Consider the following 22,779-nt stretch of genomic DNA (forward strand, 5'->3'; position numbering starts at 1 on the left):
ATCCTTCCCAAAACTTCCACACGGCGAGAACTGGGCGGATTCGATGTCAGCGAGACGATCTTTCCGGCCGCCCGCCGATCGGACGAAAATGGATTCGGTCACCGGAAACAGGGGTGACCGCCGAAAATGGGGTCGTCGAGAAGACTCGTCGCCGCCGGAGCAGGCGGCGACGAGCGGCGAAATCCTCGCTCAGGGCGGCCAAGGCCCTGACCGGGCATGGGTGGGACGGCCTTCTTCCGGACCTGGAAGCAGGCCGTCACCCTGGAGAAACCGTCAGGAAGTCGGGCAGGTCTTCCACGAGAAGTGGTAGGTGGTCTTGAACGCGCCGTCGGTCGAGTCCATCGTGATGAAGCTGGTGGTCTTCCTCGGATCCGACGTACCCGCGCCGACCCTCAATTCCGTGTTCACATTGAGGTTCCGGTCCTCGCCGCACGGCTTGTAGATGATGACGCCGCCCTCGGCCTCGTCCCGGAACTGCCAGTTGTCCGAGAGCGGGCCGTTGACCGGGTGGCTCACCTGCGCGGTCGGGGAATTACCCTGGAAGTAGTAATTCGCCCGCTGCAGTGCCTTGGCGCCCGATTCGAGCGACGCGAAACCGCGGTAGTCGGCACTGGCGATACCGTAAGTGAATCCTTGCGGCACGTGGATGTTGAGGTTCAGCTGGCAGTTCTTCCTGAAGTCGGTCGGTTTCGCGCCGACGCCGACCTGCGCGGTGTATTCGCTGTAGGTCACCGTGAAGGAACTGTTGTCCCTGGCGACGGCGACCGCGGACGAACCCGGCGGACAGCCGGAACCATTGACGGTGATCACGTCGATGACGACGCGGTCGGGCGGCGGTCCGGGCGGCGGCGACCAGCTATTCGGTGTTATTATCGACGAGAAAAGTGACACGGCGGCAACCACTGCATTGAGCATGGGGTCCTTCCCAAAACTTCCACACGGGGGGCGGGGAACTGGGCGGACTCATGTTAGCGAAACGATCTTCATGGTGCCGCCCGCCGATCGGACGAAACCGTCCCGGCAATCGGTTCATGAAATTGTCTTATGGCCTGTAACCGTTTTCCTGGACCGACGAAAAGACCACCGGCACCGGAAAACACCACTCGGTTGGCACGATATGGAAATGTGTTCTCGGGCCCGGTGTTGACGATTCCGGAAGACAAGCCGCGGCCAGGCGGCGATGCACCGGCGAGCGAGAGGTGTCGCCGTCCCACATCCGGCGGACGATCCGGAGGGTCTCACCACCGGTCGCGCTTGGAGACTGGGGCGCCCTCGCGACGGTGGAGGATTTGGGACGTTCAACGTCCCAAATCCTCCACGCTCGAACGTGCTCACGAGCCGAGCGGCGATTGAACGCGATGGAGAACACGGGCCTGATCACCCGGCGGCGTGATCCGGACAACCGGCGGGTGCATGTCGTGGAACTCACCGACGAGGGCGAACCGGTCTTCCACACTGGCCGGACTGCTGTCGCGACTCGCCGCGAACGTGGGCGGTGGCGGCATCGATCAAGAAAACAGTGACTGGACGCACCCGAACGGCGACACGGGACAGGACTAGCATCGCGGTACAAAGTCGATGTCGCCTCAAGCTGGAGAACCGCAATGACCCAAGCCCCTGTCAACGTCACCGTCACCGGTGCGGCCGGCCAGATCGGCTACGCGCTGCTCTTCCGCATCGCGTCCGGTCAGCTGCTCGGCCCGGACACCCCGGTGAAGCTGCGGCTCCTGGAGATCCCGCAGGCGGTCAAGGCGGCTGAGGGCACCGCGATGGAACTCGAAGACGGCGCGTTCTCGCTGCTGTCGGGCATCGACATCTTCGACGACCCGAAGCAGGCCTTCGAGGGCGCGAACGTCGCCCTGCTGGTCGGCGCCCGTCCCCGCGCCAAGGGCATGGAGCGCGGCGACCTGCTCGAGGCCAACGGTGGCATCTTCAAGCCGCAGGGTGAGGCCATCAACGCCGGCGCGGCGAGCGACATCAAGGTCCTCGTGGTCGGCAACCCGGCCAACACCAACGCCCTCATCGCGCAGGCGCACGCGCCCGACGTCCCGGCCGACCGCTTCACCGCGATGACCCGCCTCGACCACAACCGCGCGCTCGCGCAGCTGTCGAAGAAGCTGGGCGTACCGGTGACCGAGCTGAAGAAGGTCGCGATCTGGGGCAACCACTCCGCGACCCAGTACCCGTCGATCGCGCACGCCGAGGTGTCCGGCAAGGCCGCGACCGAGGTGCTGACCGACCAGCAGTGGCTCACCGAGAACTTCATCCCCACCGTCGCCAAGCGCGGCGCGGCGATCATCGAGGCCCGCGGCCTGTCCTCCGCGGCGTCGGCCGCCTCCGCGGCGATCGACCACGTCCACACCTGGGTCAACGGCACCCCCGAGGGTGACTGGACCTCGGCGGCGGTCGTGTCCGACGGCTCCTACGGTGTCCCGGAAGGCCTGATCTCCTCGTTCCCGGTCACCGCCGCGAACGGCGAGTACAAGATCGTCCAGGGCCTGGAGATCGACGACTTCTCGCGCGCCCGCATCGACGCTTCGGTCAACGAGCTGGCCGAAGAGCGCGACGCGGTGAAGAAGCTCGGCCTCATCTGAGTTCGATCCGTTTCACGAAAGCGGCCGTGTCCCTGGGGACGCGGCCGCTTTTTCGTCCCCGATGATCGTGTCGAGGTTCGCGCGTGTGGTCTCCAGCTCGCCGATGGCCGCGTCGATCCGCTCACGCTGCCTGCGCAGTTCGTCGACCAGCTCCGGGCAATCAGGCGTCAGCCAGCCGTCCTCGTCGACGATGCACGGCAGGATCTCCAGGATCTGCGCGGTGTTCAGCCCGGCCTCGAGCAGGATCCTGATCCGCCGCACCGCCGCGACATCCGCGTCGCCGTACACGCGATAGCCGCTCGGCCGCCGTTCCGGAGTCAGCAGACCCTGTTCCTCGTAGTACCGCAGCGCACGCTCGCTCACACCGGTCCGCCGCGCGAGCTCCCCGATCCGCATCCGCACTCCAGACTTGACTCTCACGTCAATGTCAAGGTTTAGCTTAGCCGCCATGACCACCGTGACCGTCCTAGGACTCGGCCCCATGGGCCACGCCCTCGCCGCCGCGTTCACCGCGGCCGACCACCCCACCACCGTGTGGAACCGCACCCCGGGCAAGGAAACCAGCCTCGACGTCACCGTCGCCGCGACCGCCGCGCAGGCGATCGCCGCCAGCCCGCTCACCGTCGTCTGCGTCCGCGACCACCGAGCTGCACAATCCATCCTCGACACCGACGCGCTCAAAGGCCGCACCCTGGTGAACGTCACCGGCGGCTCACCACGACAAGCCCGCGAAATGGCCTCCTGGGCGGCCGACCACGGAATCGGCTACCTCGACGGCGTGATCGTCGCGACCACCGACGCCATCGGCGGCCCGGAAGCCACCCTGTTCTACAGCGGCCCGGCCGACGTCTACGAGAAACACCGCGGCACACTGGCCGCACTCGGCGAGAACGCACACCACCTCGGCGAGGACCCCGGCCGCGCCGCCGCGTTCGACGCCTCCCTGCAGGACATGCTCTGGACCTCGATGAGCGGGGTGATCCACATGTTCGCCCTCGCCAAGGCGGAGAGCATCGGCGCCGCCACCATCGCCGGACACGCCAAGGCGATGCTCGGCTTCTTCCCGGACATGATCGACCTGCTCGCCGCCCAGGTCGCCGCCGACCACTACCCCGGCGACGCGGGCACCCTCGAGTCCACGGCCGCGACCATGGACCACATCCTCGACGCCATCCGGGAGCGAAACCTCGACAACGGCGTCCTCACCGCCGCCCGAACCCAAGTGCGGCAAGCGATCGACGCGGGCCACGGCTCCGAGGGATTCGGCAGGCTCGCCGCGCTCCAGTAACGGAGCTGAAGGGGACTTTCCCCACATCACACGAGAGGAAAGCGCCCTTCGCCGCATGAGATGCGGCGAAGGGCCCCTTCACCGCTAAGTTGACCAAGTGCAGCTGAACGCGCTCCTCACCGGCCAACCCGCGGACGTCCTCACCCGGACCCTCGAGCTCTCCCCAGCCGAGCGGAAGGCCCTGCTCCCCGACCTTCTGGCCGCGTTCAAGGACGGCAGCGAGTTCGTCGAAATCGAGCCCAACACCTACGGCGCCCGAAACCCGATCAGGGGCGAGCAAGCCGCGACAGCCCTCTGGGCCATCCTCCCCGCAGGCGACCCCCTGCTGCGCAAACTCTGGCTCGCCTCACCCACGATCCTCGAACGCGTCCTGAGAGACCGGCCACTCGCCGAACGCAAGTCGATCGCCCTCCGCATGATCGGGCACCAAACCGCCTGGAAAGCGATCCGCCGCATGGTCCGCGACGGCGACCTCGAACCCATCCGGACCCCCGAGTACCACGCGGGCTGGTTCGGCTGGGCCGGACGCTCCGACGGGAAGCCCTTGGCCGAACGACTCCGGACCGAACCCGAAGGACTCACCGAACTCTGGGAACTACTCACGCTCGAAGGCAACGGCGACGCCAGCTTCGCCGCCTACGACAAGTACGTCCACGACGAGAACAAGTTCTCCACCGCGCTGCTCGAACTGACCGGAACCGGCGAACTCGACCGCACCAGATTGCTCGACCTCACCCTCGACATCCTCGCCCGAGACTTCGCGGCCTTCCGCGCCCAGTGGTACGCGGCGCTCCACGAAGCACTCGAGCCCACTCCCGACGAGCGCACAGCGGCCCAGAATCGCTATGCCCGGCTCTGCGGAAGCGGCCTCCCCCGCACCGTCTCCTTCGCCGTCAAGTCACTGTCCCTAGTGGACAAACAAGGCACGCTCGACGGCGAAGTCGCCCTCCAGCACCTCCCCGCGGCAGCCGCCGGACGCGGCGCCGCCACCGCCAAACTCGCACTCCGGCTCGCCGGCCGCATCGCCGACCGGCGCCCCGAACTCACCGACCTCGCCAACGAAGTCTTCGAAGCGGCCCTCACCCACGAAGCGTCCGACGTCCGCGCCCTCGCCACCGCCAGGCTCGGCGTCACACCCGACGCGCCGGCCGACATCGAGACCGTCGTGTACCCGGAACCCGTACGACCACCCTGGCACCAGCGCGAGACGCTCACCCTCCCACTCGAAATCCCGGACACCCCGGCCGCGATCGCGGAAGCCCTCTCCTCCCTCCTCGCCGACCCCGACCAGGCCGACCTGTTCCTGGCCGCCCTCGACGGCATCCACCGCGTCGAAGCCGACCTCACAGACGCCCTCAAACCGCTGGTCAAACGCGCCACCAAGATCGCGGGCGAGAAATACGGCGCCGCCATACCCAAGCTGCTCGCCACACTCGTCCTCGGCCTCAGCGGCCGCGACGTCACCCACCCGCCACAGGTCGAAGGCTGGCGCCGCTCACTCCACCACCGGATCACCGCCCTGCTGGAGGGCACCGCCGTACCCGTGTCCGCCGCCACCCACCAAGGCGGCTGGCTCGACCCCGTCGTCTTCGTCTCCCGCATGCTCGAACACCCGGAAGCACCCGAAGACGACGTCGCCGACGCACTGCTCCGGCTGGCCCCGGACACCCGGCCCGAAGCTCTCACCCTCGCCTCGGCACTCACCGGACCGCACGCCGACACCATCCGCTACGCCCTCGGCGGACCGTCGATCTCCCAAACCGGCTGGACCGCCCTCGCCGCCGCTCGCGCGCGACACCCCGAAGCCGCAGACCCCGTCGCCGCCCTACGCGGTGAACCCGGCACGCCGATGACCTGGTCGGCGAAGGTCGGCCCCAACGCCTACGACCTCGAAGAGCTGGACATCCAGGAAACCCCGGAAATCGTCTCGCCGAAAGCTCCCTGGCTAGGGGTACTCTTCGACGCTCCGGATCCCGAATGGCTCGGCTTCACCAATTGCCACGAAGCGGTTTCCTCGCCCTACGACCGCGACTACGTGGAAGCAATGGTCGCCGGAAACCTGTTCTTCAACGACATCGAAGTCGGCTATCCCGTGGAGAAGGCCGCGCTGCCCCCATTCCTGGACCGGCCCTCCATCCCGGGCTTCCCCGGCACGATGCTCCTCGCCACCACACTCGCGCTGAAACGCCCGGCCGCCGTTCAGCTGGGCACGGACGCCGTACTGACCCTTCTGGACCGGAAAATGGTCGGCCCCCGCGCACTCGGCGAAGCGCTGGGAATCCTCGGCCCCCACCTCATACCGACGAGGCTGGCTCCCCGGCTTTCGACCATCGCGAACGAACACCCGATCGCCGCACTGTCTCTTCTGGACGCTCTGCTGCCCGCTTTGGCACCTGATCATCGAGGGGTCTTCGCGCTCTTGGAGCTCACCGCGGACCTGGTGGAACGCGGGGCGGGACCGATCAGCTCCGAGACAAAGGAATGGCTGACGCGGTTCAAGGGCAGTTCGAAAGCGGCGAAGGCGGCGTCACGCCTCAGCCGCTGACATCCGCGCCGCCAGCACATGCGAACACGGGCCTCGCGTCTCCTGATGTTTGGCCCACCAGGCACAAGTACACCCGGCGGGTGACAACCGGACCCGCTGCACGGACCCGGCACGAGTGATCTCGTAGCCGCCATCGGGCAACTGCCGGACCGCTCCGGTGGCGACGAGCTCCCGGGCCTTCGCCAGCCGCCCGTTCGCCGGAGCGCGCCCGCTCGGGAGCTCGCGCGAGAACCACGTGCCGTCGACGACGTCGTGGCCGGCGCGGCCCGCGACGAGTTCCGGTGCGTCGAGGCCCGCCGCCAGTGAGTTCAGCCAGCCGCCCTCACCGGAGAAACCGCGAGACGGCTCAGGGGACAGCGTCACGATCAGCCGCGCACGTTCCAGTTGGAGCACCCAACTCGCGACCTCACTTCCTGGTCGCGTGTAGACGGTCAGACCTTGCGCGAACCGGATCAGCGGCTCGACGATCCGGAGCCTGTGCAGCCCGGACGCCGGAATCGAGTCCTGCCCCGAACGCGAGGTCAACCGGAGCCCCCGGCCGGACGTCACCGCCCACGACTTGCCGACAGCGGTCGGAAGCCGTCGCAGGAAAGCCCTCGTTTCGAGCTTGTCCAGCTCCGCCTTCTTGACCGCGCCCGCCGTGACGGCGGCGACCTCGGCGAAACCCGCCACCCAGCGATCCGGCAGCGGTACCAGTGACTCGTCGTTCTGCCCGTCGAGAGTGCGGAGGTGGATCCCGTCCCCTCGTACGGTCAGGTGCAACGGATCCTGTGCCACCACCCCGGCCAGCACCGCCCTCGTCGCCTCGGACAGGTCCACGTTGGTGCACCCTTCACCGAGTTCGCCGACCTCGACCAGATCGAGCCTGGCGTAGACACCGCAGCACGGTGAAAACGCCTCCGCGCGCAACGTCGTCCCGTCCGCGGTGAACACCGGATCGGACTCGGCGATGAGCCTGTTCACCATCGACGGCGGCATCCAGAACCGCGTCCTGGCGACCTTCCCCAAGATCAGCAATGCCTGCGCCGCTTGAGCTCCGGGTTCGACGAACCCGTCGAACAGCACCGGCACCCGGACATGCTCTTCGACGGACTCCAGCAAGATCTCGGTGATCACCGGGCCACCCTAGCCAGCGCCCCGGACACTCTTTGCCGTCTTTGAAGGGTTCTGCTTTAAGTTGATCTTGCTCGTCGCAAAGATGTATAGGTCGTTATACGCTTTATATCGATGGCAGGCCTCGGAATTTTCGCTCGAGGCCTGCCATCTCCCTCCCCCGGCATTCGGACTACCGGGTCGGTCTCCCCGTGGCGAACCGGTCCGACTCCCCCGTCACGAAGAACGCGTCGCGGTCGAGGTACTCCGGAGCCAGGCCGGGATGTCTGATCACGCCCCCTCCCCCGAAGGACGCGCGTTCGTCTCGACGGCAGATCCGGCCTGCGCCGTACCCGATTCCCAGACCCAGTGGCAGTAACGCGAGTTCGGCGATCTGTACCCAGTTGGCGAACATCGGTCTCCCTCTCCTCGGCCCCATTCCGACCCGCCTCATGCTATTCGCAAACTATTCGCCATCGAAGCGTCTATTCGTGTACTATTCGCGATCTAGTGCACTGTGGGGGTAGCATGATCACCCCACCTCGACCCGCGAAAGAAGAGCATGCCCACGTCGTCGCCCCACCCCGGCTCCGACCGCGTCCGGCTCGCCACCAAGCTGCGCGAGATCCGAGCCGCCACCGGACTCTCCGGCAACCAGTTCGCCAAGACCTTGGGCTGGCCTCAATCGCGGGTGTCCAAGATCGAGACCGCGATGCAGTTCCCGACCTCCGAAGACATCTCCAGCTGGCTCGACGCGGCCGACGCCGCCACCGAAGAGGGCGTCGTCACCGAGTTGCTCAAACGCGCTCGCGTCGAGTCTGTGTCGTTTCGCGAAGAGTTCCGGAAGCCCGGCGGAGCCACCACCCGACAGCGGTCGGTCCTGGAACTGGAGCGGCAGGCATCCCGGGTCGCCACGTTCCAACCGGCACTGCTTCCCGGCCTCGTGCAGACACCCGGCTTCATGCGGGAGCTACTCGCGCTCCCCTCCGGCCCCGCGCGCACGGGCGGGGCATCCGCCGACGACGTCGAGCATATGGTCGCCGTCCGGATCGAACGGCAAGCGCAACTCCACGAACCGGGCAAAGCCATGCCACTCGTCATCGGCGAGGCCGCCCTGTGGATCCGGATCGGCGATCTCGAGACCCAACTCGGCCAGCTGGACAGGCTCCACACCCTCGCCGGCCTTCGCACGGTCGACCTGCGGATCGTGCCCTTCGACATCGTCATGCCGATCGCCCCGCTGCACGGCTTCAGGATCATCGACGCCGATTTCGTCGCGGTGGAGACGTTCGCAGGCGAGAACCTGATCAGGGATCCGGACGAGATCGCCTTGTACCAGCACATGTTCGACCGGCTCCAGGCGGAAGCCGTGGCCGGAGACGAAGCGGCTCGGCTGATCCAGAACGTGTCACGGCGAGTGGCCGGTGAGCCCTGAGACCGGTCAGCCCGCGGCCCGGCAGGTCCGGCACTCCGCGTGCGGCTGCTCCAGACTGGTGATGAAACTGTGGTCCATGGTGGCGAGGCTGAAGCCGTACTGACTGTTCAGCGCGAGCTTCGGCGCGTTCGTGATCAACCGCATCACCGCGTGCGCGACCAGATTGCCCGCCACACCGGCCGTCACCGCGTTGGCCGCGTGCGCCGGGATGTTCGCCGCGGGCCGCCAAGTCGCCAGCGGCGGACGCCGGGCGTCGCGATCCTGCTCGGCCAGCCGGGCGCACTCGTAACACGGTCCCTCTCCCGGGCGGTAGATGCCCAGATTGACCTGCGGACCGTGATATCCCCCGTAGACCCAGGGCGTGCCCGTCGACGCGCACGCCTGGTTCGTCCAAGTCCGGAGTTCCGGCGGATGATCGGCGGTCATGATCAGGACGTCGCAGCCGGCGGCCAGTCTCCGCAACGAGGCGACGCCCTCGATCCGCGTCGGCTCCCCGGTGACCTCGACGTCCGAATTGGCCGCACGCAGCCTCTCCACCGCCACGTCCACCTTCAGCAGGCCCAGATGCTGCTCGGTGTACAGAATCTGTCTGCTGAGGTTGGACAGTTCGACCACGTCCGGTTCGACGCAGTGCAACCGCCCCACCCCGGACATGACCAAGCCCAGGGCGGCCGTGCACCCGACGCCACCCACGCCGACCAGCACCACCCGCGCCTGGGCCAGCAAGACCTGGAACTCCCAGCTCGAATTCCTCCGCGTCAAATCGATCCACCGGTACAGCGACCGGCCTCTCGAATGGCGCTCGAGTTGTCGTGCGGTCAACGCGGTGCACATCGGCTCGTCGGCGTCCTCCACGTACCCGAGTTCGATCAACGTCTCGATGGCGGCCGCGACCTTGTCGGGACAGGACGCCGGACTTCGATCAGCCAGGTCGGCGACGACCTGGCTCACCGTTCGCGTCCCGTCCAGAAGATCCAGCAACGCCCACACCACACCATCGGGATCCCTGAGTTCGGCCGCGATGCCGAACACCTCCCCGCCGATCCGGATCCAACCGTCGCCGAAGCGGACCGGTCGATGCTCGTCTTTGACACGTGGACGCACCGGAATCCCCTCCTCGGTCAACCGTTGTCTCCGCTGTAAACGTGGCGAACCGCCTCAGTGCGTTCCACCATCACGATCTCGATCATCACCATCCACCCCCTCTCCCCCGACAGAGCCGCGTTTCCGGGCACCTCCGCCGACCCGCCGACTCGCCTACCGGCGATTTCCTCCTCCACAATGTACGCTCGCAACTTGTAGACGACCCAAATGTAGAGCTCTACATTGTGGTCGTCTATAGTCGTTTCTAGACTATGCGGGTGATCCTGGGGGTCACCCTCCGTGACAAGAAGCTGGGGAGGTGGTGACTTCGTGGGCACGTTGAACCCCACCGCGGTCAAGCGCTGGATCGCGCTCGAGATGAAACGCCTCCGGGAGGCCGCCGACTACGACCGCGCGGCGGCGGCCGACCGCATCGGCAAGGCCACGACGGTCATCGCTCATATCGAGACCTCGCGGAACCTGCCCGCACCGTCCGACCTCGAAGTTCTGCTCGAATTCTACGGGGTGCCGGAGCGAGTGGCGTTCTTCCGCGATCTGACAAGGCGGGCGAAACGCGGCCGCGACTGGTGGATCAAATTCGATCAGGGGGTACATGAATGGTTCAACTTATATCTCGGCCTGGAAACCGGCGCGGCCCGGATCAGCACCGTGGACTTGGTCGTGCTGCCCGGCCTGTTCCAAACGCGTGATTACGCACATGCGGTGATCCGCGAAGGTCGACGCTGGAACAGCGCCGAGGAACTCGACTCCATGGTCGAGCTCCGAATGGAAAGACAAAAGCTACTGGATCGCACCGAAGACGCGCCGCAGATCTGGTCCATCATCGACGAAGGCGTCTTACGCCGCCAGACCGGTGGACCGGAGGTCATGCTCGACCAACTGCACCACCTGATCGAACTTTCCGAACGGCCGAACATCGAAATCCAGATACTTCCCTTCACCGCAGGAGCCCACGGCGCCTCGGACGGCATGTTCATCCTCCTGGACTACCCGCCCGAGTTCGGCGGCGACCCCGGAACCGTGTACGTCGAGAACCGGCGCGAGGGCCTCTACTACGAGGAAAAGGAAGATCTGCGCCGTTTCCGGAACACGTTCGAACGCCTGCAGGCGCAAGCGGACCATCCAGGGCGGACACGAGGTTTCATCCAGAAAGTGGCAAGGGAACTCAATGAACAGTGATACGTCTCGACCCACCCTCGTCGGCCTGACCGGCTGGTGGAAATCGAGCTACAGTGCCGGCTCGGCCGGTTGCGTCGAGGTGAACGACACCATCCCCGGCTTCGTGGGCATGCGGGATTCGAAACTCGGCGAGAAAAGCCCTGTCCTCGTTTTCGAACCGCATGAAATACGAGCCTTCGTACTCGGCGCGAAAAACGGCGAATTCGATCACTTGCTCACCTGAGCCGAGGCGGTCCGCTCCCACGGGGGCGGACCGCCTCTCTTTTCGCGAGATTCAGGGCTGAGACCGGTCCTCGCCTTGCCTGCCTTGCAGTACGTGAAGGACCCCTTCATTGCGTCTAGCGCGGTGAAGGAGGCCTTCATGTACTTGGGGAAGGTGTGAAGGTCGAGTTTCTTCGGCTGAGCCGAGGGAAGGGGGCCTTCACACGGCCTCACTGTGACTTCTGATGCTTCAGGTGCCAACGGTGATTCGGGTATCCGTGAAGGCCTCCTTCCCTACGCTCAAGGTAGGGAAGGAGGCCTTCACGGACACGGCCAACGGCCGCAGCCGCGGAACATGACGTTCCCGTTCTCCTCACTAAGACCGAGACCGGCGTTGACGGTAGGCCCGCTGCTGACAGGCTCTCGAGCAGTAGTCCCGCGGCCTGCCCCGCCCTCCTCCGTCCAGCGGCTTACCGCACAGGACACAAGCCCCGACCTCGCTTTCGTCACGCATTACCTCACTCCCCTGGCTTGCGATCAGGGTCTCGACGCCGTCGAGGGTGCGCCGCAGCCCGAATTCGAAGGCATCGAGCGGAGCGTCCATTCCCCCGGCCTTCCACAGTTTCTCCAAGGCCGGGTAGCCGTCGAGGCGCTCGAACAGGGTCTCGCGCTCGCTCCACCAGCGCTCATGGGACACACCCGTGCTCCGCTGGAGCTCCGCGACCTCGCCCGCCTGGCGCGCGACGGACTCGACGAATCCTCCCACCAGGTTCACCACCGCGATCACCTGCGCGGGCGCCAAACCGCTGCGTGACGCGACTTCGAGGGCGTGGTCGTAGCCGGCCATGATGTTCGGCCCCGGCAGCCGCCTGGTCCCGGCGCTGTGCACCAGCCACGGATGCCGCCGGTACCTTTCCCACGCTCGCCGCGACCAGCGTTCGAGCCCCTCGCGCCAGCCGAGTCCGTCCGAAGGCTCCACGGGGCCCTCGCCGTACACGGCGTCGCGCATGAGTTCCACCAGCTCCGCCTTGCCCGGAACGTACCGGTAGAGCGACATCGTGGTGGTGCCGAACCGTTCGGCGACCTTGCGCATCGACAACGCGGCGAGCCCTTCGGCGTCCGCGACTTCGATCGCCGCCGTGACGATCCGGCCGAGGCTCAAGCCCGGCCGATCCGGCTCCGACGCTCCCCACAGCAGCTCGATCGCGCGCTCCGGATCGGGCTGCGCGTCGTCTTTCGCCACCGCTACTCCCTTGACGTTCGTCGCTCTCGCGTGTTTAGCTGATAAACCTCAGTATATCCCATAAACCTCTCCCAGGAGCGCTTCAGCATGCCCGAAATCAGGTTGTACGTGTCCCCCGACGGCCAGGACGACTGGCCTGGCACCGCCGACCGGCCCTTCGCCACACCGGGGGCGGCGCAAAAGGCTGTCCGCGCCGTCACCGCCGGGATGACCGGGGACATCATCGTCAGCTTCGCGACCGGTGTCCATCACCTCGCGGAACCCCTGGTCTTCGACGACGAGTCCGCCGATTCCGGCCGGAACGGCTTCCGCGTCTTCTACCAGGCGGCGGACTACGGAACACCCGGCCAGGCGAAGGTCGAACTGAACGGCGGCCGCCGGATCACCGGCTGGTCGGCGGGCGAAGACGGGGTCTGGACGGCGCCGGTCGGCGACCTGGAACCACGGCGGCTCACCGTGGACGGCCGCCCCGCGGCACGGGCGGCCCTGATGACCGGATTGCCGGGCAGCGTGACGAAAACATCGACGGGTTACGTCACGGATAGCGTCGAACCCCAGTCATGGCCGGATCCGTCCGGACTGGAGTTCGTCTACCCCGGCGTCTACCCGTGGTCCGAAGCCCGGCTCGCGGTGGCGTCGATTTCCGGCGACGCCACTTCGACCACCATCACCATGGCCCAGCCCGCCTTCGACAACGCCAAGTCCCTCTACGACTCCAAGTGGTACGGCGCCGGCGGAGACGGGACCTGGGACGGCCTCGCCGCGCCTTCCGTACTTGAGAACAACGTGGCCTTCCTGACCGAGCCGGGTACCTTCGCCGTCAGCCGGACCGAACCGGGTGACCACGTCCTGCACTACCGCCCGCGCCCGGGCGAGGAGATCGGCGAGACCACCGTCATCGCTCCCGTGCTCGAAACGCTCGTCAGCGCGCAGGGAGTGCACGACCTCGTGCTGCGCGGCTTCACCCTGGCCGACGCGGCCTGGTCCGGTCCCACGCGCACCGGCGGCTACCTGCACTATCACGGGAACGCGCGCTACGAGCGGGGCGAGTTCCAGAAGATCGACCTCGGCGCGGACGTCGGCTACGTCCACGTCCCGGCCGAACCGGTCCAGCTGCCCGCCAACGTCAGCCTCACCGCGGTCGAGCGAGTCACGCTGGAGGACAACCACTTCACCCGGCTCGGCGCGGGAGGACTGCTGATCGAAGGCGGTACCGACGTCGAGATCCGGGCGAGCGTCTTCGACGAGATCTCGGGCAGCGGGATCGCCGTCCACGAGAGCGTCCGGGTGTCGCTCGCGGACAACCTCGTCCACCACATCGGCACCGAGTACCGCGGCTCGTCCGCCGTCCTCGTGGTCGAGTCGGCGGAGACGACCGTGACACACAACGAGATCCACGACGTCCCGCACAACGGCATCGTGATCACCGGCGGCGAACGGGCCAGGGGCACCCAGGTGACCTCGAACCTGGTCGAACGCACCATGGGGAAGCTGATGGACGGCGGCGGGATCTACCTCTCGGCGCCGCAGGGCTCGTCGTACGCGAGCGGGGCGACGGTGCGAGGCAACGTGATCCGCGACGTCCTCACCTCGTACAACTTCGGCCTCTACACCGATTACGGCGCCGCGTGGATCACCGTCCTCGGCAATGTCGTCCACGGGGCCGACACCCCGATCGTGCTCCAGGTCGGCCCGCCGATGGAGAACGTCGCCTTCGTGGGCAACTTCTGGGACGTCCTGCCCGACAGCTACGACGCCCCGCCCAAGACGGTCACCGTGGCCGGGAACGCCGTGCTGCCCAAGGAAGGCTTCGAAGCGGCCGTCCGGGCCGATCCGGCGGGCGCCGACATCCTCGCGCGGGCGGGCCGCCGGGGTCTGGAACGATGATCACCGCTCCTGCCGGGCCGTTGCCCGGCAGGAGCCGTTCCGGCCACGATCCCCGAGGAGCCACGCGCCATGCCGACCCCGTCCACGGACTCCGCCGGGACACGCCACCGCCTCGCGAGGATCGCGACCGAAGTGCTCGCCCCGTGGGTCTGGGTGCTCGGCCTGCCGCTGGTCATCGCCTGGCAGGTCACGGGTCACCACCTCGGCGAGACGGTGCTGTGGGGGCTCATCGTCGGCGTCACCGGCTCCCTCATCCCGATGGCCGTGATCGTGCGGGGCGCACGGAAAGGCAAATGGGACAGCCACCATGTCACCGACCGGGCCGGGCGGCTCGTCCCGTTCGCGGTCTGCATCGGCTCGCTGGCAGGCGGATTCGTCATCCTGATCGCCGGTGATGCGCCGCACGAGATGATCGCCCTCGCCGCCGCCGAACTCGTCTGCCTGGTCGCCGCGCTCGCGATCACCTTCGGCATGAAGTTCAAGATCTCGATGCACGCGATGGTCGCGGCGGGTGCGGCCGTGATGCTGATCCGCGTCTACGGCCCCTGGCTCGCCCTGGTCTTCCTCGGCGTCGGCTGGGTTTGCTGGTCACGCGTCGAGCTCGGAGATCACACCAAGGCCGAAGTCACGGTGGGGACGGCTGCTGGCGTCATCCTCGGCGGTGGTGTTTACCTGGCTCTCGAAAGTTTTTTGGCCTGAGCGACGCCGTATAGGTCGTTATACACTTCCTAACCGCCGGATGCCTTCGCCGAGTTCGGCGATGTCGGCCGTCGCGGCGAAGCCCAGGCGCAGGAACGGCCCGGCGGGCTCGGTGGCGAAGAACCGCTCCCCTGCCCCGACCACGACTCCCCGCTCTCTCGCGGCGCGGGCGAGCGCGTTCGCGTCACTCCCCGCGGGTAGCCGTACCCACAGATGCAGTCCACCTGAAGGGACGCACGCGACAGTCCACTCAGGACACTCCCCCGCCAGCGCCGCGGCTGCTTTGCCGCACCGTTCCCGCAGTTCCGCACCCAGTTTCCGCACGTGACGTTCCCAGGACGGTGCGCTGAGGAGTTCGAGCGCCGCCTCCTGCAGCGGACGGGAGACGAAGAAGTCGTCGACCCGCCGGATCGCCTTCATCCGGTCGAGGACCGGGCCCCGCGCGATCAACGCTCCGATCCGGAGACTCGGCGCCGCCGCTTTCGTCACCGAGGTCAGGTGGACGACCGTGCCGTCGTGGTCGTCGGCGATCAGCGGACGCGGTGTCGTGGACTCGTGCGACAGATGACGGGCGAAGTCGTCTTCGAGCACGAACGCGCCCGCCGCCCGCGCCACCTCCAGCACCTGAGCGCGACGCTCGGCCGCCAGCACGGTCCCGGTCGGATTGTGGAAGGTGGGCTGGCAGTAGAAGAGCCGGGCCCCGGTCATGGCGAATGCCTCGGCCAGGAGGTCCGGGCGGACACCGTCGTCGTCGATGGGGACCGGCATCGGGCGGAGTCCCGCCGCTCGCGCGGCGGCGAGCGCTCCCGGATAGGTCGGTGACTCGACCAGCACGGGACTTCCGGGCGCCGCGATGGCCCGGAACGCCATCGACAGCCCGCTCTGTCCGCCGGCGGTGATCAGGACGTCGTCCGGCGACGCTCCGGCCGGTCCCGCGAACACCGACCGCAGCGCGGCCAGACCGGTGGCGGGTGCGCGGTCCCAGGCGTCCGGACGGCGGCCCGCTCGCGCGAGTGCCGCGCTCAAGAACCGGGCTGCCTGCAATGACCGGTGCGGATAGCCGCCGTCGAGCAGGATCGCGCCGTCCGGGGGTGGCCCCAAGGTGCCGGTGAGAGAGCGGGTGTCGACGCTGCGATCGGTCAGCGCGACGGTCTGCCACGCGGTGTCGAGCGGTTCCCCCGCCGTTTTCGGCTTCGCCGCCACGTACGTCCCGCTCCCGGGACGGGTCACGACGGCGCCTTCCGCGGCCAGTAGCGCGATCGCGCGCGAGACCGTCACCGGGCCGACCCGGTAGCGCTCGATCAGCTCACGGCTGCTGGGCAACCGGTCCCCTGGCGCCGCCGCACGGACCAAAGAACGCAGCTGGGTCACGAGCGCAGAAGTGCTACTATCCGACATGAAAGAACATGATAGTGCTACTGGAAACGGCACGGAATCACTACTGGACATTCCGGCTCTGCGCGCCGATACACCCGGCACCGAGAAGGTCGTCCACTTCAACAACGCGGGCTGCGGGCTCCTGGCGAAGCCGGTCCTGGCCACGATGCTCGACCACCTGAATCTCGAGGCCGAGATCGGTGGTTACGAGGCCGCTGCCGCGCGGGCAGGCGAAGTCGCCGGTTTCCACCGTGAGATCGCCGCCTTGATCAACGCGCGGCCGCACAACATCGCCTTCGCGGCGAGCGCCACCCACGCCTACTCCACGGCGCTGTCCTCGATCCGTTTCGAAGCAGGCGACGTCATCCTCACCACCCGCAACGACTTCATCTCCAACCAGATCGCGTTCCTCTCGCTGCGGAAGCGCTTCGGCGTCGAGGTCGTGCACGCGCCGGACACGCCGGAAGGCGGTGTCGATGTCGAAGCCATGGCGGCGCTCATGCGCGACCGAAGGCCGAAACTCGTGGCGGCCACGCATATCCCGACCAACTCGGGACTGGTCCAGCCGGTCGCCGAGATCGGACGGCACTGCCGCGAACTCGGTCTGCTCTACCTGGTCGACGCCTGCCAATCGGTCGGTCAGTACCCCATCGACGTCGAGGAAATCGGTGCCGATCTGCTCACCTCGACCTGCCGCAAGTTCCTGCGCGGTCCGCGCGGCTCGGGTTTCCTGTTCGTCTCCGACCGCTTCCTCGCGGACGGCCACGAGCCGCTGTTCATCGACATGCACGGCGCCCGCTGGTCCGCGCCGGGAACCTACGCTCCGGCGGAATCGGCCGTCCGGTTCGAAGAATGGGAATTCCCGTACGCCACGGTGCTCGGTTGTGCTCGCGCCGCGCGTTATGCCCGTGAGGTCGGCCTGGAGGCGATCTCACGGCGGACGCCCGCCCTCGCCGCGAGGCTGCGTGACGGGCTCGCGGCCCTTCCCGGCGTCGAGGTGCTCGACAGGGGGCCGAAACTGGGCGCGCTCGTGACGTTCTCGCTCAAGGGCTGGGAGGCCGTCCCCTTCAAGGAGGCGATGGACGCCCGGCGGATCAACTCGGCGCTCAGCTACCGGGAGTTCGCGCAGTTCGACTTCGGGGACAAGGACGTCGACTGGTGCCTGCGGCTGAGCCCGCACTACTACAACACCGAACAAGAGGTGGACGACGTGGCCGCGGCCGTCGCCGAACTCGCCACCTGATCGCGGTTCCCCCGCCTGGGCACTGGGGGTGTCCGGGCGGGGGAACCGTCAGGGGTGTCAGGCGCCGGCGAGGCCGCGGCGCTCCAGCAGCGGCTCGATCTCCGGGTCGCGGCCGCGGAAGGCGCGGAAGGCGTCCATCGGGTCGATGCTGCCACCGCGTCCGAGCAGCTCACGGCGGAAGTGGTCGCCGTTCTCCCTGGTGAGCCCGCCGTTCTCGCGGAACCACTGGACGGTGTCGGCGTCGAGGACCTCACTCCAGATGTAGGAGTAGTACCCGGCGCTGTAGCCGCCGCTGAAGACGTGCGCAAAATAGGTCGTGCGGTAGCGCGGCGGTACGGCTTCCAGCGCGACTCCGGCCTTGGTCAGCGCCTCGGCCTCGAACCGCTGGACGTCTTCGACGTTGTCCTCGGTGCCGAGCGCGTGCCATGCCTGGTCCAGCAGGGCCGCGGCGAGGTACTCGGTCGTGGAGAAGCCTTCGCCGTACTGCTGCGACGCCAGGAGCTTGTCGATCTGCTCCTGCGGCAGCGGCTCACCGGTCACGTGGTGCTTGGCGTAGTTGGCCAACACCTCGGGCCAGAGCATCCACATCTCGTTGACCTGCGAGGGGTACTCGACGAAGTCACGCGGGACGCTGGTTCCGGAGAACGTCGGGTACTGCACGTCCGACAGCAGCGAGTGAAGCGCGTGCCCGAACTCGTGGAAAGCGGTGACGACCTCGTCGAAGGTCAGCAGGGTCGGCTCACCCGACGGCGGCTTGGCGACGTTGAGCACGTTCACCACGACCGTTTTGGTGCCCAGCAGTTTCGTCTGGTCGACGAAGTTGTTCATCCAGGCGCCGCCGCGCTTCGAGTCGCGGGCATAGTAGTCGAGGAGGAACAGTCCGAGGGCCGTGCCGTCGGCGTCGAAGACCTCGAAGATCCGGACCTCGGGGTGGTACTTCGGCAGGTCTTCCCGTTCGGTGAAGCTCAGGCCGTACAGATTCGACGCGGCGAAGAAGACGCCGTCGGTCAGCACCCGGTTCAGCTCGAAGTACGGGCGCAGCGCGGCGGTGTCGACCTCGAACCGGTCCTTGCGGACGCGCTCGGCGTAGAACGCCCAGTCCCACGGCCGCAGGATCGCGCCGGGGATGTCGGCCTCGAGGTAGCGCTGCAGTTCTTCGGCCTCCGCCTTGGCGTTGGCGACGGCGACCGGCGCGAGGCGTTCCAGCAGCCCGGCAGCGGCGGCGGCCGTCTTCGCCGTCTCGTCTTCGATGACGTACGAGGCGTGGTCGGGGAAGCCGAGCACGGCGGCCCGCTCGGCGCGCAGCCGGACCAGCTCGGCGACGATCTGGTTGTTGTCGAACTCGTTGCCGCGGTTGCCACGCGAAACCGACGCGGTGAAGATCCGCTCGCGCAGCGCGCGGTCCTCCAGCGCCGCCAGCGCCGCCTGCGCCGTCGGCAAGGTCAGCTTGAGGACGTACTTGCCCACCTCGCCCGCGATCTCGTCGCCGCTCAACCCGGCGAGCTCCGCCACGTCGTCGACGACGACAGCGAGTTCGTTCGTGTCCTTCAACAGGTTCTGCTGGAACCGGGTCGACAGGGTCGAAAGCTGCTCGTTCAGTTCGCGCAGGCGCTTCTGGTCGGCTTCGGGAAGCCCGGCCCCGGCGCGGCGGACTTCGGTGTGGTGACGCTCCAGCAAACGGAGCGACTCGGTGTCGAGACCGAGCTCGTCCTTGCGCTCGAACAGCATGTTGATCCGGGCGAACAGCGCGGGGTTCAGGTTGATCGCGTCGGCGTGCGCGGCCAGTCGCGGTGCCATTTCGGCCTGCACGCGCTGGATCTCGTCGTTCGCGTTCGATCCGGACAGATTGAAGAACACGCTGGAGACGCGGGACAGCAGCCTGCCGGCCTTCTCGAGCGCGGCGATGGTGTTCTCGAAGGTCGGCGGCTCGGCGGAACCGGCGATTTCGTCGATTTCGGCGGCGTGCTCGGCCAAGCCCGCTTCGAAGGCGGGCATGAAGTGCTCGTCGGTGATCCGGTCGAACGGAGGAAGGGCGTAGGGCAGCTCACTCGGCGCGGCGAACGGGTTGTCCTGCGAGATCATCGGTGTTGCTCCCGGGTCGTCGAAATCTGCTGTTCAGGCCACCTTACGGGCAGTGAGGGGCCGGTGGATGCCGTCCGTGGCGGTGACGCCGCCGACGGAGCCGGTCACGCTCCGGTGGTACCGCCCACCACCGCGTCGGAGCTCTGCTTTCCCTTGCCTCGCTTGGCTTTGTCCTTGGGCGCCGGTGGGGCGATCCCGGCCAGGTCACCGCCGTTGTCGTTGACGCGCAACACGAACGGACGAGTCTCGGTGTAGCGGACCACCGAAACCGACGCCGGGTCGACCACGATCCGCTGGAACGCGTCGAGATGCTGGCCGAGCGCGTCGGCGAGGATCGACTTGATCACGTCGCCGTGGCTGCACAGGAGCCAGACCGCGTTCTCGCCGTGCTTCGCGGTGATCCGGGCGTCGTGCGCGCGAACGGCCGCGACCGAACGCGCCTGCATCTCGGCCAGTCCTTCCCCGCCGGGAAAGACCGCGGCCGAGGGATGCGCCTGCACGACCCGCCACAGGGGTTCCTCGAACAGGTCCTTGAGCGCGCGACCGGTCCAGTCGCCGTAGTCCACTTCGGACAATCCGGGCTCTTTGACCTTGTCCAGACCGCGCGCCTCGGCCAGCTTCGCGACCGTCTGGCGGCAGCGGAGCATCGGCGAGACCACCAGCTCGGCGAGCGGGACCGGCGCCAGCCGCTTCACGAGCGCCTCGGCCTGCGCCCGGCCGGTGTCGTCCAGCCCGACCTTGGGGGTGCGCCCGGCCAGGATGCCGGAACCGTTCGCCGTGGACTTGCCGTGGCGCAGAAGGATCACAGTACTCACGTCGCCCACCCTACGTGTCGTGCTTTGCCTGCTCTCGCGTTTCGTCCTCTGGATGCGAGGGTTTACAGATGCGGACCGGCCTGCGGGTCCAGGACGCCGGTGAAGATCAGCACGAACAGCAGGACACCGAGCACGAGCCGGTAGATCACGAACGGCACGAAGCTCTTGGTCTTGATGTACGACATCAGCCAGGCGATGACGGCGTAGCCGACGCCGAACGCGACCAGCGTCGCCAGGATCGTCGGCCCCCACTGGGCCGGGGCGCCGTCCTTGCCGATGTCGGTCAGCTTGTACAGGCCCGAGCCGAACACGGCGGGCAGCGCCAGCAGGAACGAGTATTCCGCCGCTTCCGCGCGGGTGTAGCCGAGCAGCAGCCCGGCGCTGGTGGTGCCGCCGGAGCGGGAGACACCCGGGATCAGGGCCAGCGCCTGTGCGAACCCGAACCCGAGGCCGTGGGGCACGGTCAGATGGTCGAGCGTGCGCTCCTGTCGTCCGATGCGGTCGGCCAGCAGGAGGATGAGGCCGAACACGATCAGCGTGGTGGCTGTGATCCGCAGATCACGGAAGGTCTCGTCGATCGCGTCCTGCAGCAGCAGGCCCAGCACCACGATCGGCATCGAGCCGATGATGATCAGCCAGCCGAGCCGCGCGTCCGGGTCGTGCCGCCAGTCCTTCTTGTAGATCGAGAAGAACCAGGCGCGGAGGATCTTCCCGATCTTGCTCGAGAAGTACAGGATGACGGCGAGTTCGGTGCCGATCTGGGTCACCGCGGTGAAAGCGGCGCCCGGGTCGTCCCAGCCGGCGAGCGCCGCGGTGATCCGCAGGTGCGCGCTGGACGAGATCGGCAGGAACTCGGTGAGGCCCTGGACGAGGCCGAGGACCAGTGCTTCGAACCATCCCATCAGGCGACACCGGCCAGTTCGATCGCTTCGGCGGCGACCTCGAGAGCGCGTGCGGAGCTCTCGGGGTCCGGCATGGCGGGTGCCACGGTCAGCGTCGTGGCCCCCGCCCCGGCGAAGGCCTGCATCCGTTCGGCGATCCGTTCCTTGGGGCCGAGCAGCGACGTCGCGTCGATGAACTCCAGCGGGACGGCCGCCATGGCGCCCTCGTAGTCCTTGCCCAGGTACTTCTGCTGGACGTCGGCGGCTTCGCGCTCGAAGCCCATCCGGCAGGCGAGCTGGTTGTAGAAGTTCTTCTCCCGGCTGCCCATCCCGCCGATGTACAGCGCCGCGTACCCGCGGACGGCGTCGGCGCAGGCCTTCCAGTCGTCACCGAGCACGAGCGGGACGGTGGGGACGATGTCGAAGCCCTCCAGCGAGCGGTCGGCCTTCTCGGCGCCCGCCTGGATCAGCTTGAGCTGCTCTCCGGCGTGCTCGGGCGAGAAGAACACCGGCAGCCAGCCGTTCGCGATCTCGCCGGTCAGTTCGAGGTTCTTCGGACCGATGGCGGCGAGGTACACGGGGATCTCTTCGCGCACCGGGTGGACGGTCAAGGTCAGCGCCTTGCCGGGCCCGCCGGGCAGCGGCAGCTGGAAGTGGTCACCGTCGTACCTGACCCGCTCACGGCTCAGCGCCTTGCGGACGATCTCGACGTATTCGCGCGTGCGGCCGAGCGGCGACGCGAACTTCACGCCGTGCCAGCCTTCCGAGACCTGCGGGCCGGACACCCCGAGGCCGAGGCGGAACCGGCCGCCCGAAAGCGTGTCCAGGGTCGCGGCGGTCATCGCGGTCATCGCGGGCGTCCGCGCCGGGATCTGCAGCACGGCGCTGCCCACGTCGATCCGTGAGGTCTGTGCCGCCACCCACGACAGCACCGTCGGCGCGTCCGAGCCGTACGCCTCCGCGGCCCAGACGACCGCGTAGTCCAGTTCGTCCGCCTTCTTCGCCAATGCCAGGTTGGCCGCGTCGTTGCCCGCGCCCCAATAGCCCAAATTCAGTCCGAGTCGCACGGCGTGAATGTATCCAGCTGGGTGTCACTCCTCCGTTCAGGGTGTTG

At 67.6% G+C, this 22,779-nt stretch carries 21 protein-coding genes; 9 read left to right on the forward strand and 12 right to left on the reverse strand.

The annotated features are described in order from the left end of the window. Window positions 1–273: 273 nt before the first annotated feature. Window positions 274–915, reverse strand: a complete 642-nt coding sequence (locus tag HDA45_RS00445) for a DUF4360 domain-containing protein (protein WP_184891313.1) — start codon at window positions 913–915, stop codon at window positions 274–276. 689 nt (window positions 916–1,604) lie between these two features. Here HDA45_RS00445 and HDA45_RS00450 point away from each other — a divergent pair. After that, window positions 1,605–2,594, forward strand: a complete 990-nt coding sequence (locus HDA45_RS00450; RefSeq protein WP_184891314.1) for a malate dehydrogenase — start codon at window positions 1,605–1,607, stop codon at window positions 2,592–2,594. 12 nt (window positions 2,595–2,606) lie between these two features. Here the strand turns inward: HDA45_RS00450 and HDA45_RS00455 are convergent, their stop codons facing one another. Continuing rightward, entirely contained in the window at window positions 2,607–2,990 is a 384-nt protein-coding gene (locus HDA45_RS00455; RefSeq protein ID WP_184891315.1) for a MerR family transcriptional regulator, read from the reverse strand. Between the two features lie 52 nt (window positions 2,991–3,042). Between HDA45_RS00455 and HDA45_RS00460 the strand changes: the two genes are divergently transcribed. After that, entirely contained in the window at window positions 3,043–3,882 is an 840-nt protein-coding gene (locus HDA45_RS00460; protein ID WP_184891316.1) for an NAD(P)-dependent oxidoreductase, read from the forward strand. A gap of 97 nt (window positions 3,883–3,979) precedes the next feature. Further along, on the forward strand, window positions 3,980–6,427 hold the full coding sequence (locus HDA45_RS00465; RefSeq protein WP_184891317.1) for a DUF6493 family protein: 2,448 nt from the start codon (window positions 3,980–3,982) through the stop codon (window positions 6,425–6,427). On the opposite strand, the gene HDA45_RS00470 is transcribed toward HDA45_RS00465, so the two are convergent. Then, entirely contained in the window at window positions 6,410–7,543 is a 1,134-nt protein-coding gene (locus tag HDA45_RS00470) for an SWIM zinc finger family protein (protein ID WP_184891318.1), read from the reverse strand. The genes HDA45_RS00465 and HDA45_RS00470 overlap by 18 nt on opposite strands. A gap of 169 nt (window positions 7,544–7,712) precedes the next feature. Beyond that, a complete protein-coding gene (locus tag HDA45_RS00475; RefSeq protein WP_184891319.1) occupies window positions 7,713–7,934 on the reverse strand; it encodes a hypothetical protein in 222 nt (73 codons plus the stop codon). A 147-nt stretch (window positions 7,935–8,081) separates the two neighbouring features. Between HDA45_RS00475 and HDA45_RS00480 the strand changes: the two genes are divergently transcribed. Continuing rightward, the gene (locus tag HDA45_RS00480) at window positions 8,082–8,954 is read left to right on the forward strand and encodes a helix-turn-helix domain-containing protein (RefSeq protein ID WP_184891320.1); all 873 of its coding nucleotides are present in this window, start codon (window positions 8,082–8,084) and stop codon (window positions 8,952–8,954) included. Between the two features lie 6 nt (window positions 8,955–8,960). On the opposite strand, the gene HDA45_RS00485 is transcribed toward HDA45_RS00480, so the two are convergent. Both HDA45_RS00485 and HDA45_RS00490 read right to left on the reverse strand, forming a co-directional pair. After that, a complete protein-coding gene (locus tag HDA45_RS00485) occupies window positions 8,961–10,058 on the reverse strand; it encodes a ThiF family adenylyltransferase (protein ID WP_184891321.1) in 1,098 nt (365 codons plus the stop codon). A 17-nt stretch (window positions 10,059–10,075) separates the two neighbouring features. After that, a complete protein-coding gene (locus HDA45_RS00490) occupies window positions 10,076–10,375 on the reverse strand; it encodes a hypothetical protein (protein WP_184891322.1) in 300 nt (99 codons plus the stop codon). Here HDA45_RS00490 and HDA45_RS00495 point away from each other — a divergent pair. Together HDA45_RS00495 and HDA45_RS00500 are read left to right on the forward strand one after the other, a co-directional pair. Then, entirely contained in the window at window positions 10,368–11,237 is an 870-nt protein-coding gene (locus HDA45_RS00495; RefSeq protein WP_184891323.1) for a Scr1 family TA system antitoxin-like transcriptional regulator, read from the forward strand. The genes HDA45_RS00490 and HDA45_RS00495 overlap by 8 nt on opposite strands. After that, entirely contained in the window at window positions 11,227–11,460 is a 234-nt protein-coding gene (locus HDA45_RS00500) for a DUF397 domain-containing protein (protein ID WP_184891324.1), read from the forward strand. The genes HDA45_RS00495 and HDA45_RS00500 overlap by 11 nt, the downstream gene beginning before the upstream one ends. 354 nt (window positions 11,461–11,814) lie before the next feature. On the opposite strand, the gene HDA45_RS00505 is transcribed toward HDA45_RS00500, so the two are convergent. Further along, window positions 11,815–12,681 (reverse strand): TetR/AcrR family transcriptional regulator C-terminal domain-containing protein, encoded by an 867-nt coding sequence (locus HDA45_RS00505; RefSeq protein WP_184891325.1) that lies wholly within the window; start codon window positions 12,679–12,681, stop codon window positions 11,815–11,817. 87 nt (window positions 12,682–12,768) lie between these two features. On the opposite strand from HDA45_RS00505, the gene HDA45_RS00510 reads away from it, so the two are divergent. Together HDA45_RS00510 and HDA45_RS00515 are read left to right on the forward strand one after the other, a co-directional pair. Then, window positions 12,769–14,568 (forward strand): right-handed parallel beta-helix repeat-containing protein, encoded by a 1,800-nt coding sequence (locus HDA45_RS00510; RefSeq protein ID WP_184891326.1) that lies wholly within the window; start codon window positions 12,769–12,771, stop codon window positions 14,566–14,568. Window positions 14,569–14,637: 69 nt separating this feature from the next. Next, window positions 14,638–15,267: a phosphatase PAP2 family protein gene (locus HDA45_RS00515; protein ID WP_184891327.1), complete on the forward strand. Its 630-nt coding sequence runs from the start codon at window positions 14,638–14,640 to the stop codon at window positions 15,265–15,267. A gap of 18 nt (window positions 15,268–15,285) precedes the next feature. Here HDA45_RS00515 and HDA45_RS00520 read toward each other — a convergent pair whose 3' ends face one another. Beyond that, window positions 15,286–16,665, reverse strand: a complete 1,380-nt coding sequence (locus HDA45_RS00520) for an aminotransferase-like domain-containing protein (RefSeq protein WP_184891328.1) — start codon at window positions 16,663–16,665, stop codon at window positions 15,286–15,288. On the opposite strand from HDA45_RS00520, the gene HDA45_RS00525 reads away from it, so the two are divergent. After that, window positions 16,664–17,887 (forward strand): aminotransferase class V-fold PLP-dependent enzyme, encoded by a 1,224-nt coding sequence (locus HDA45_RS00525; RefSeq protein WP_184891329.1) that lies wholly within the window; start codon window positions 16,664–16,666, stop codon window positions 17,885–17,887. The genes HDA45_RS00520 and HDA45_RS00525 overlap by 2 nt on opposite strands. A gap of 57 nt (window positions 17,888–17,944) precedes the next feature. On the opposite strand, the gene HDA45_RS00530 is transcribed toward HDA45_RS00525, so the two are convergent. The 4 genes from HDA45_RS00530 to HDA45_RS00545 form a co-directional block, all read right to left on the reverse strand. Beyond that, window positions 17,945–19,969, reverse strand: coding sequence for a M3 family metallopeptidase (locus HDA45_RS00530; RefSeq protein WP_184891330.1), 2,025 nt, complete (start codon window positions 19,967–19,969; stop codon window positions 17,945–17,947). Between the two features lie 104 nt (window positions 19,970–20,073). Next, a complete protein-coding gene (locus tag HDA45_RS00535) occupies window positions 20,074–20,784 on the reverse strand; it encodes an MSMEG_4193 family putative phosphomutase (protein WP_184891331.1) in 711 nt (236 codons plus the stop codon). A 62-nt stretch (window positions 20,785–20,846) separates the two neighbouring features. Continuing rightward, window positions 20,847–21,686, reverse strand: a complete 840-nt coding sequence (locus HDA45_RS00540; protein WP_184891332.1) for an undecaprenyl-diphosphate phosphatase — start codon at window positions 21,684–21,686, stop codon at window positions 20,847–20,849. Next, complete coding sequence (locus HDA45_RS00545) at window positions 21,686–22,732, reverse strand: LLM class F420-dependent oxidoreductase (protein WP_184891333.1); 1,047 nt, start codon at window positions 22,730–22,732, stop codon at window positions 21,686–21,688. The genes HDA45_RS00540 and HDA45_RS00545 overlap by 1 nt, the downstream gene beginning before the upstream one ends. Window positions 22,733–22,779: the final 47 nt, after the last annotated feature.

Source organism: Amycolatopsis umgeniensis, from assembly GCF_014205155.1.
Classification (GTDB): domain Bacteria; phylum Actinomycetota; class Actinomycetes; order Mycobacteriales; family Pseudonocardiaceae; genus Amycolatopsis; species Amycolatopsis umgeniensis.

Coding starts and splice junctions, on each gene's coding strand:
- HDA45_RS00480 (WP_184891320.1), top strand. CDS start 8,082: ATGCCCACGTCGTCGCCCCACCCCGGCTCCGACCGCGTCCGGCTCGCC.
- HDA45_RS00520 (WP_184891328.1), bottom strand. CDS start 16,665: ATGTCGGATAGTAGCACTTCTGCGCTCGTGACCCAGCTGCGTTCTTTG.
- HDA45_RS00540 (WP_184891332.1), bottom strand. CDS start 21,686: ATGGGATGGTTCGAAGCACTGGTCCTCGGCCTCGTCCAGGGCCTCACC.
- HDA45_RS00460 (WP_184891316.1), top strand. CDS start 3,043: ATGACCACCGTGACCGTCCTAGGACTCGGCCCCATGGGCCACGCCCTC.
- HDA45_RS00525 (WP_184891329.1), top strand. CDS start 16,664: ATGAAAGAACATGATAGTGCTACTGGAAACGGCACGGAATCACTACTG.
- HDA45_RS00500 (WP_184891324.1), top strand. CDS start 11,227: ATGAACAGTGATACGTCTCGACCCACCCTCGTCGGCCTGACCGGCTGG.
- HDA45_RS00475 (WP_184891319.1), bottom strand. CDS start 7,934: ATGTTCGCCAACTGGGTACAGATCGCCGAACTCGCGTTACTGCCACTG.
- HDA45_RS00445 (WP_184891313.1), bottom strand. CDS start 915: ATGCTCAATGCAGTGGTTGCCGCCGTGTCACTTTTCTCGTCGATAATA.
- HDA45_RS00510 (WP_184891326.1), top strand. CDS start 12,769: ATGCCCGAAATCAGGTTGTACGTGTCCCCCGACGGCCAGGACGACTGG.
- HDA45_RS00455 (WP_184891315.1), bottom strand. CDS start 2,990: ATGCGGATCGGGGAGCTCGCGCGGCGGACCGGTGTGAGCGAGCGTGCG.
- HDA45_RS00530 (WP_184891330.1), bottom strand. CDS start 19,969: ATGATCTCGCAGGACAACCCGTTCGCCGCGCCGAGTGAGCTGCCCTAC.
- HDA45_RS00450 (WP_184891314.1), top strand. CDS start 1,605: ATGACCCAAGCCCCTGTCAACGTCACCGTCACCGGTGCGGCCGGCCAG.
- HDA45_RS00515 (WP_184891327.1), top strand. CDS start 14,638: ATGCCGACCCCGTCCACGGACTCCGCCGGGACACGCCACCGCCTCGCG.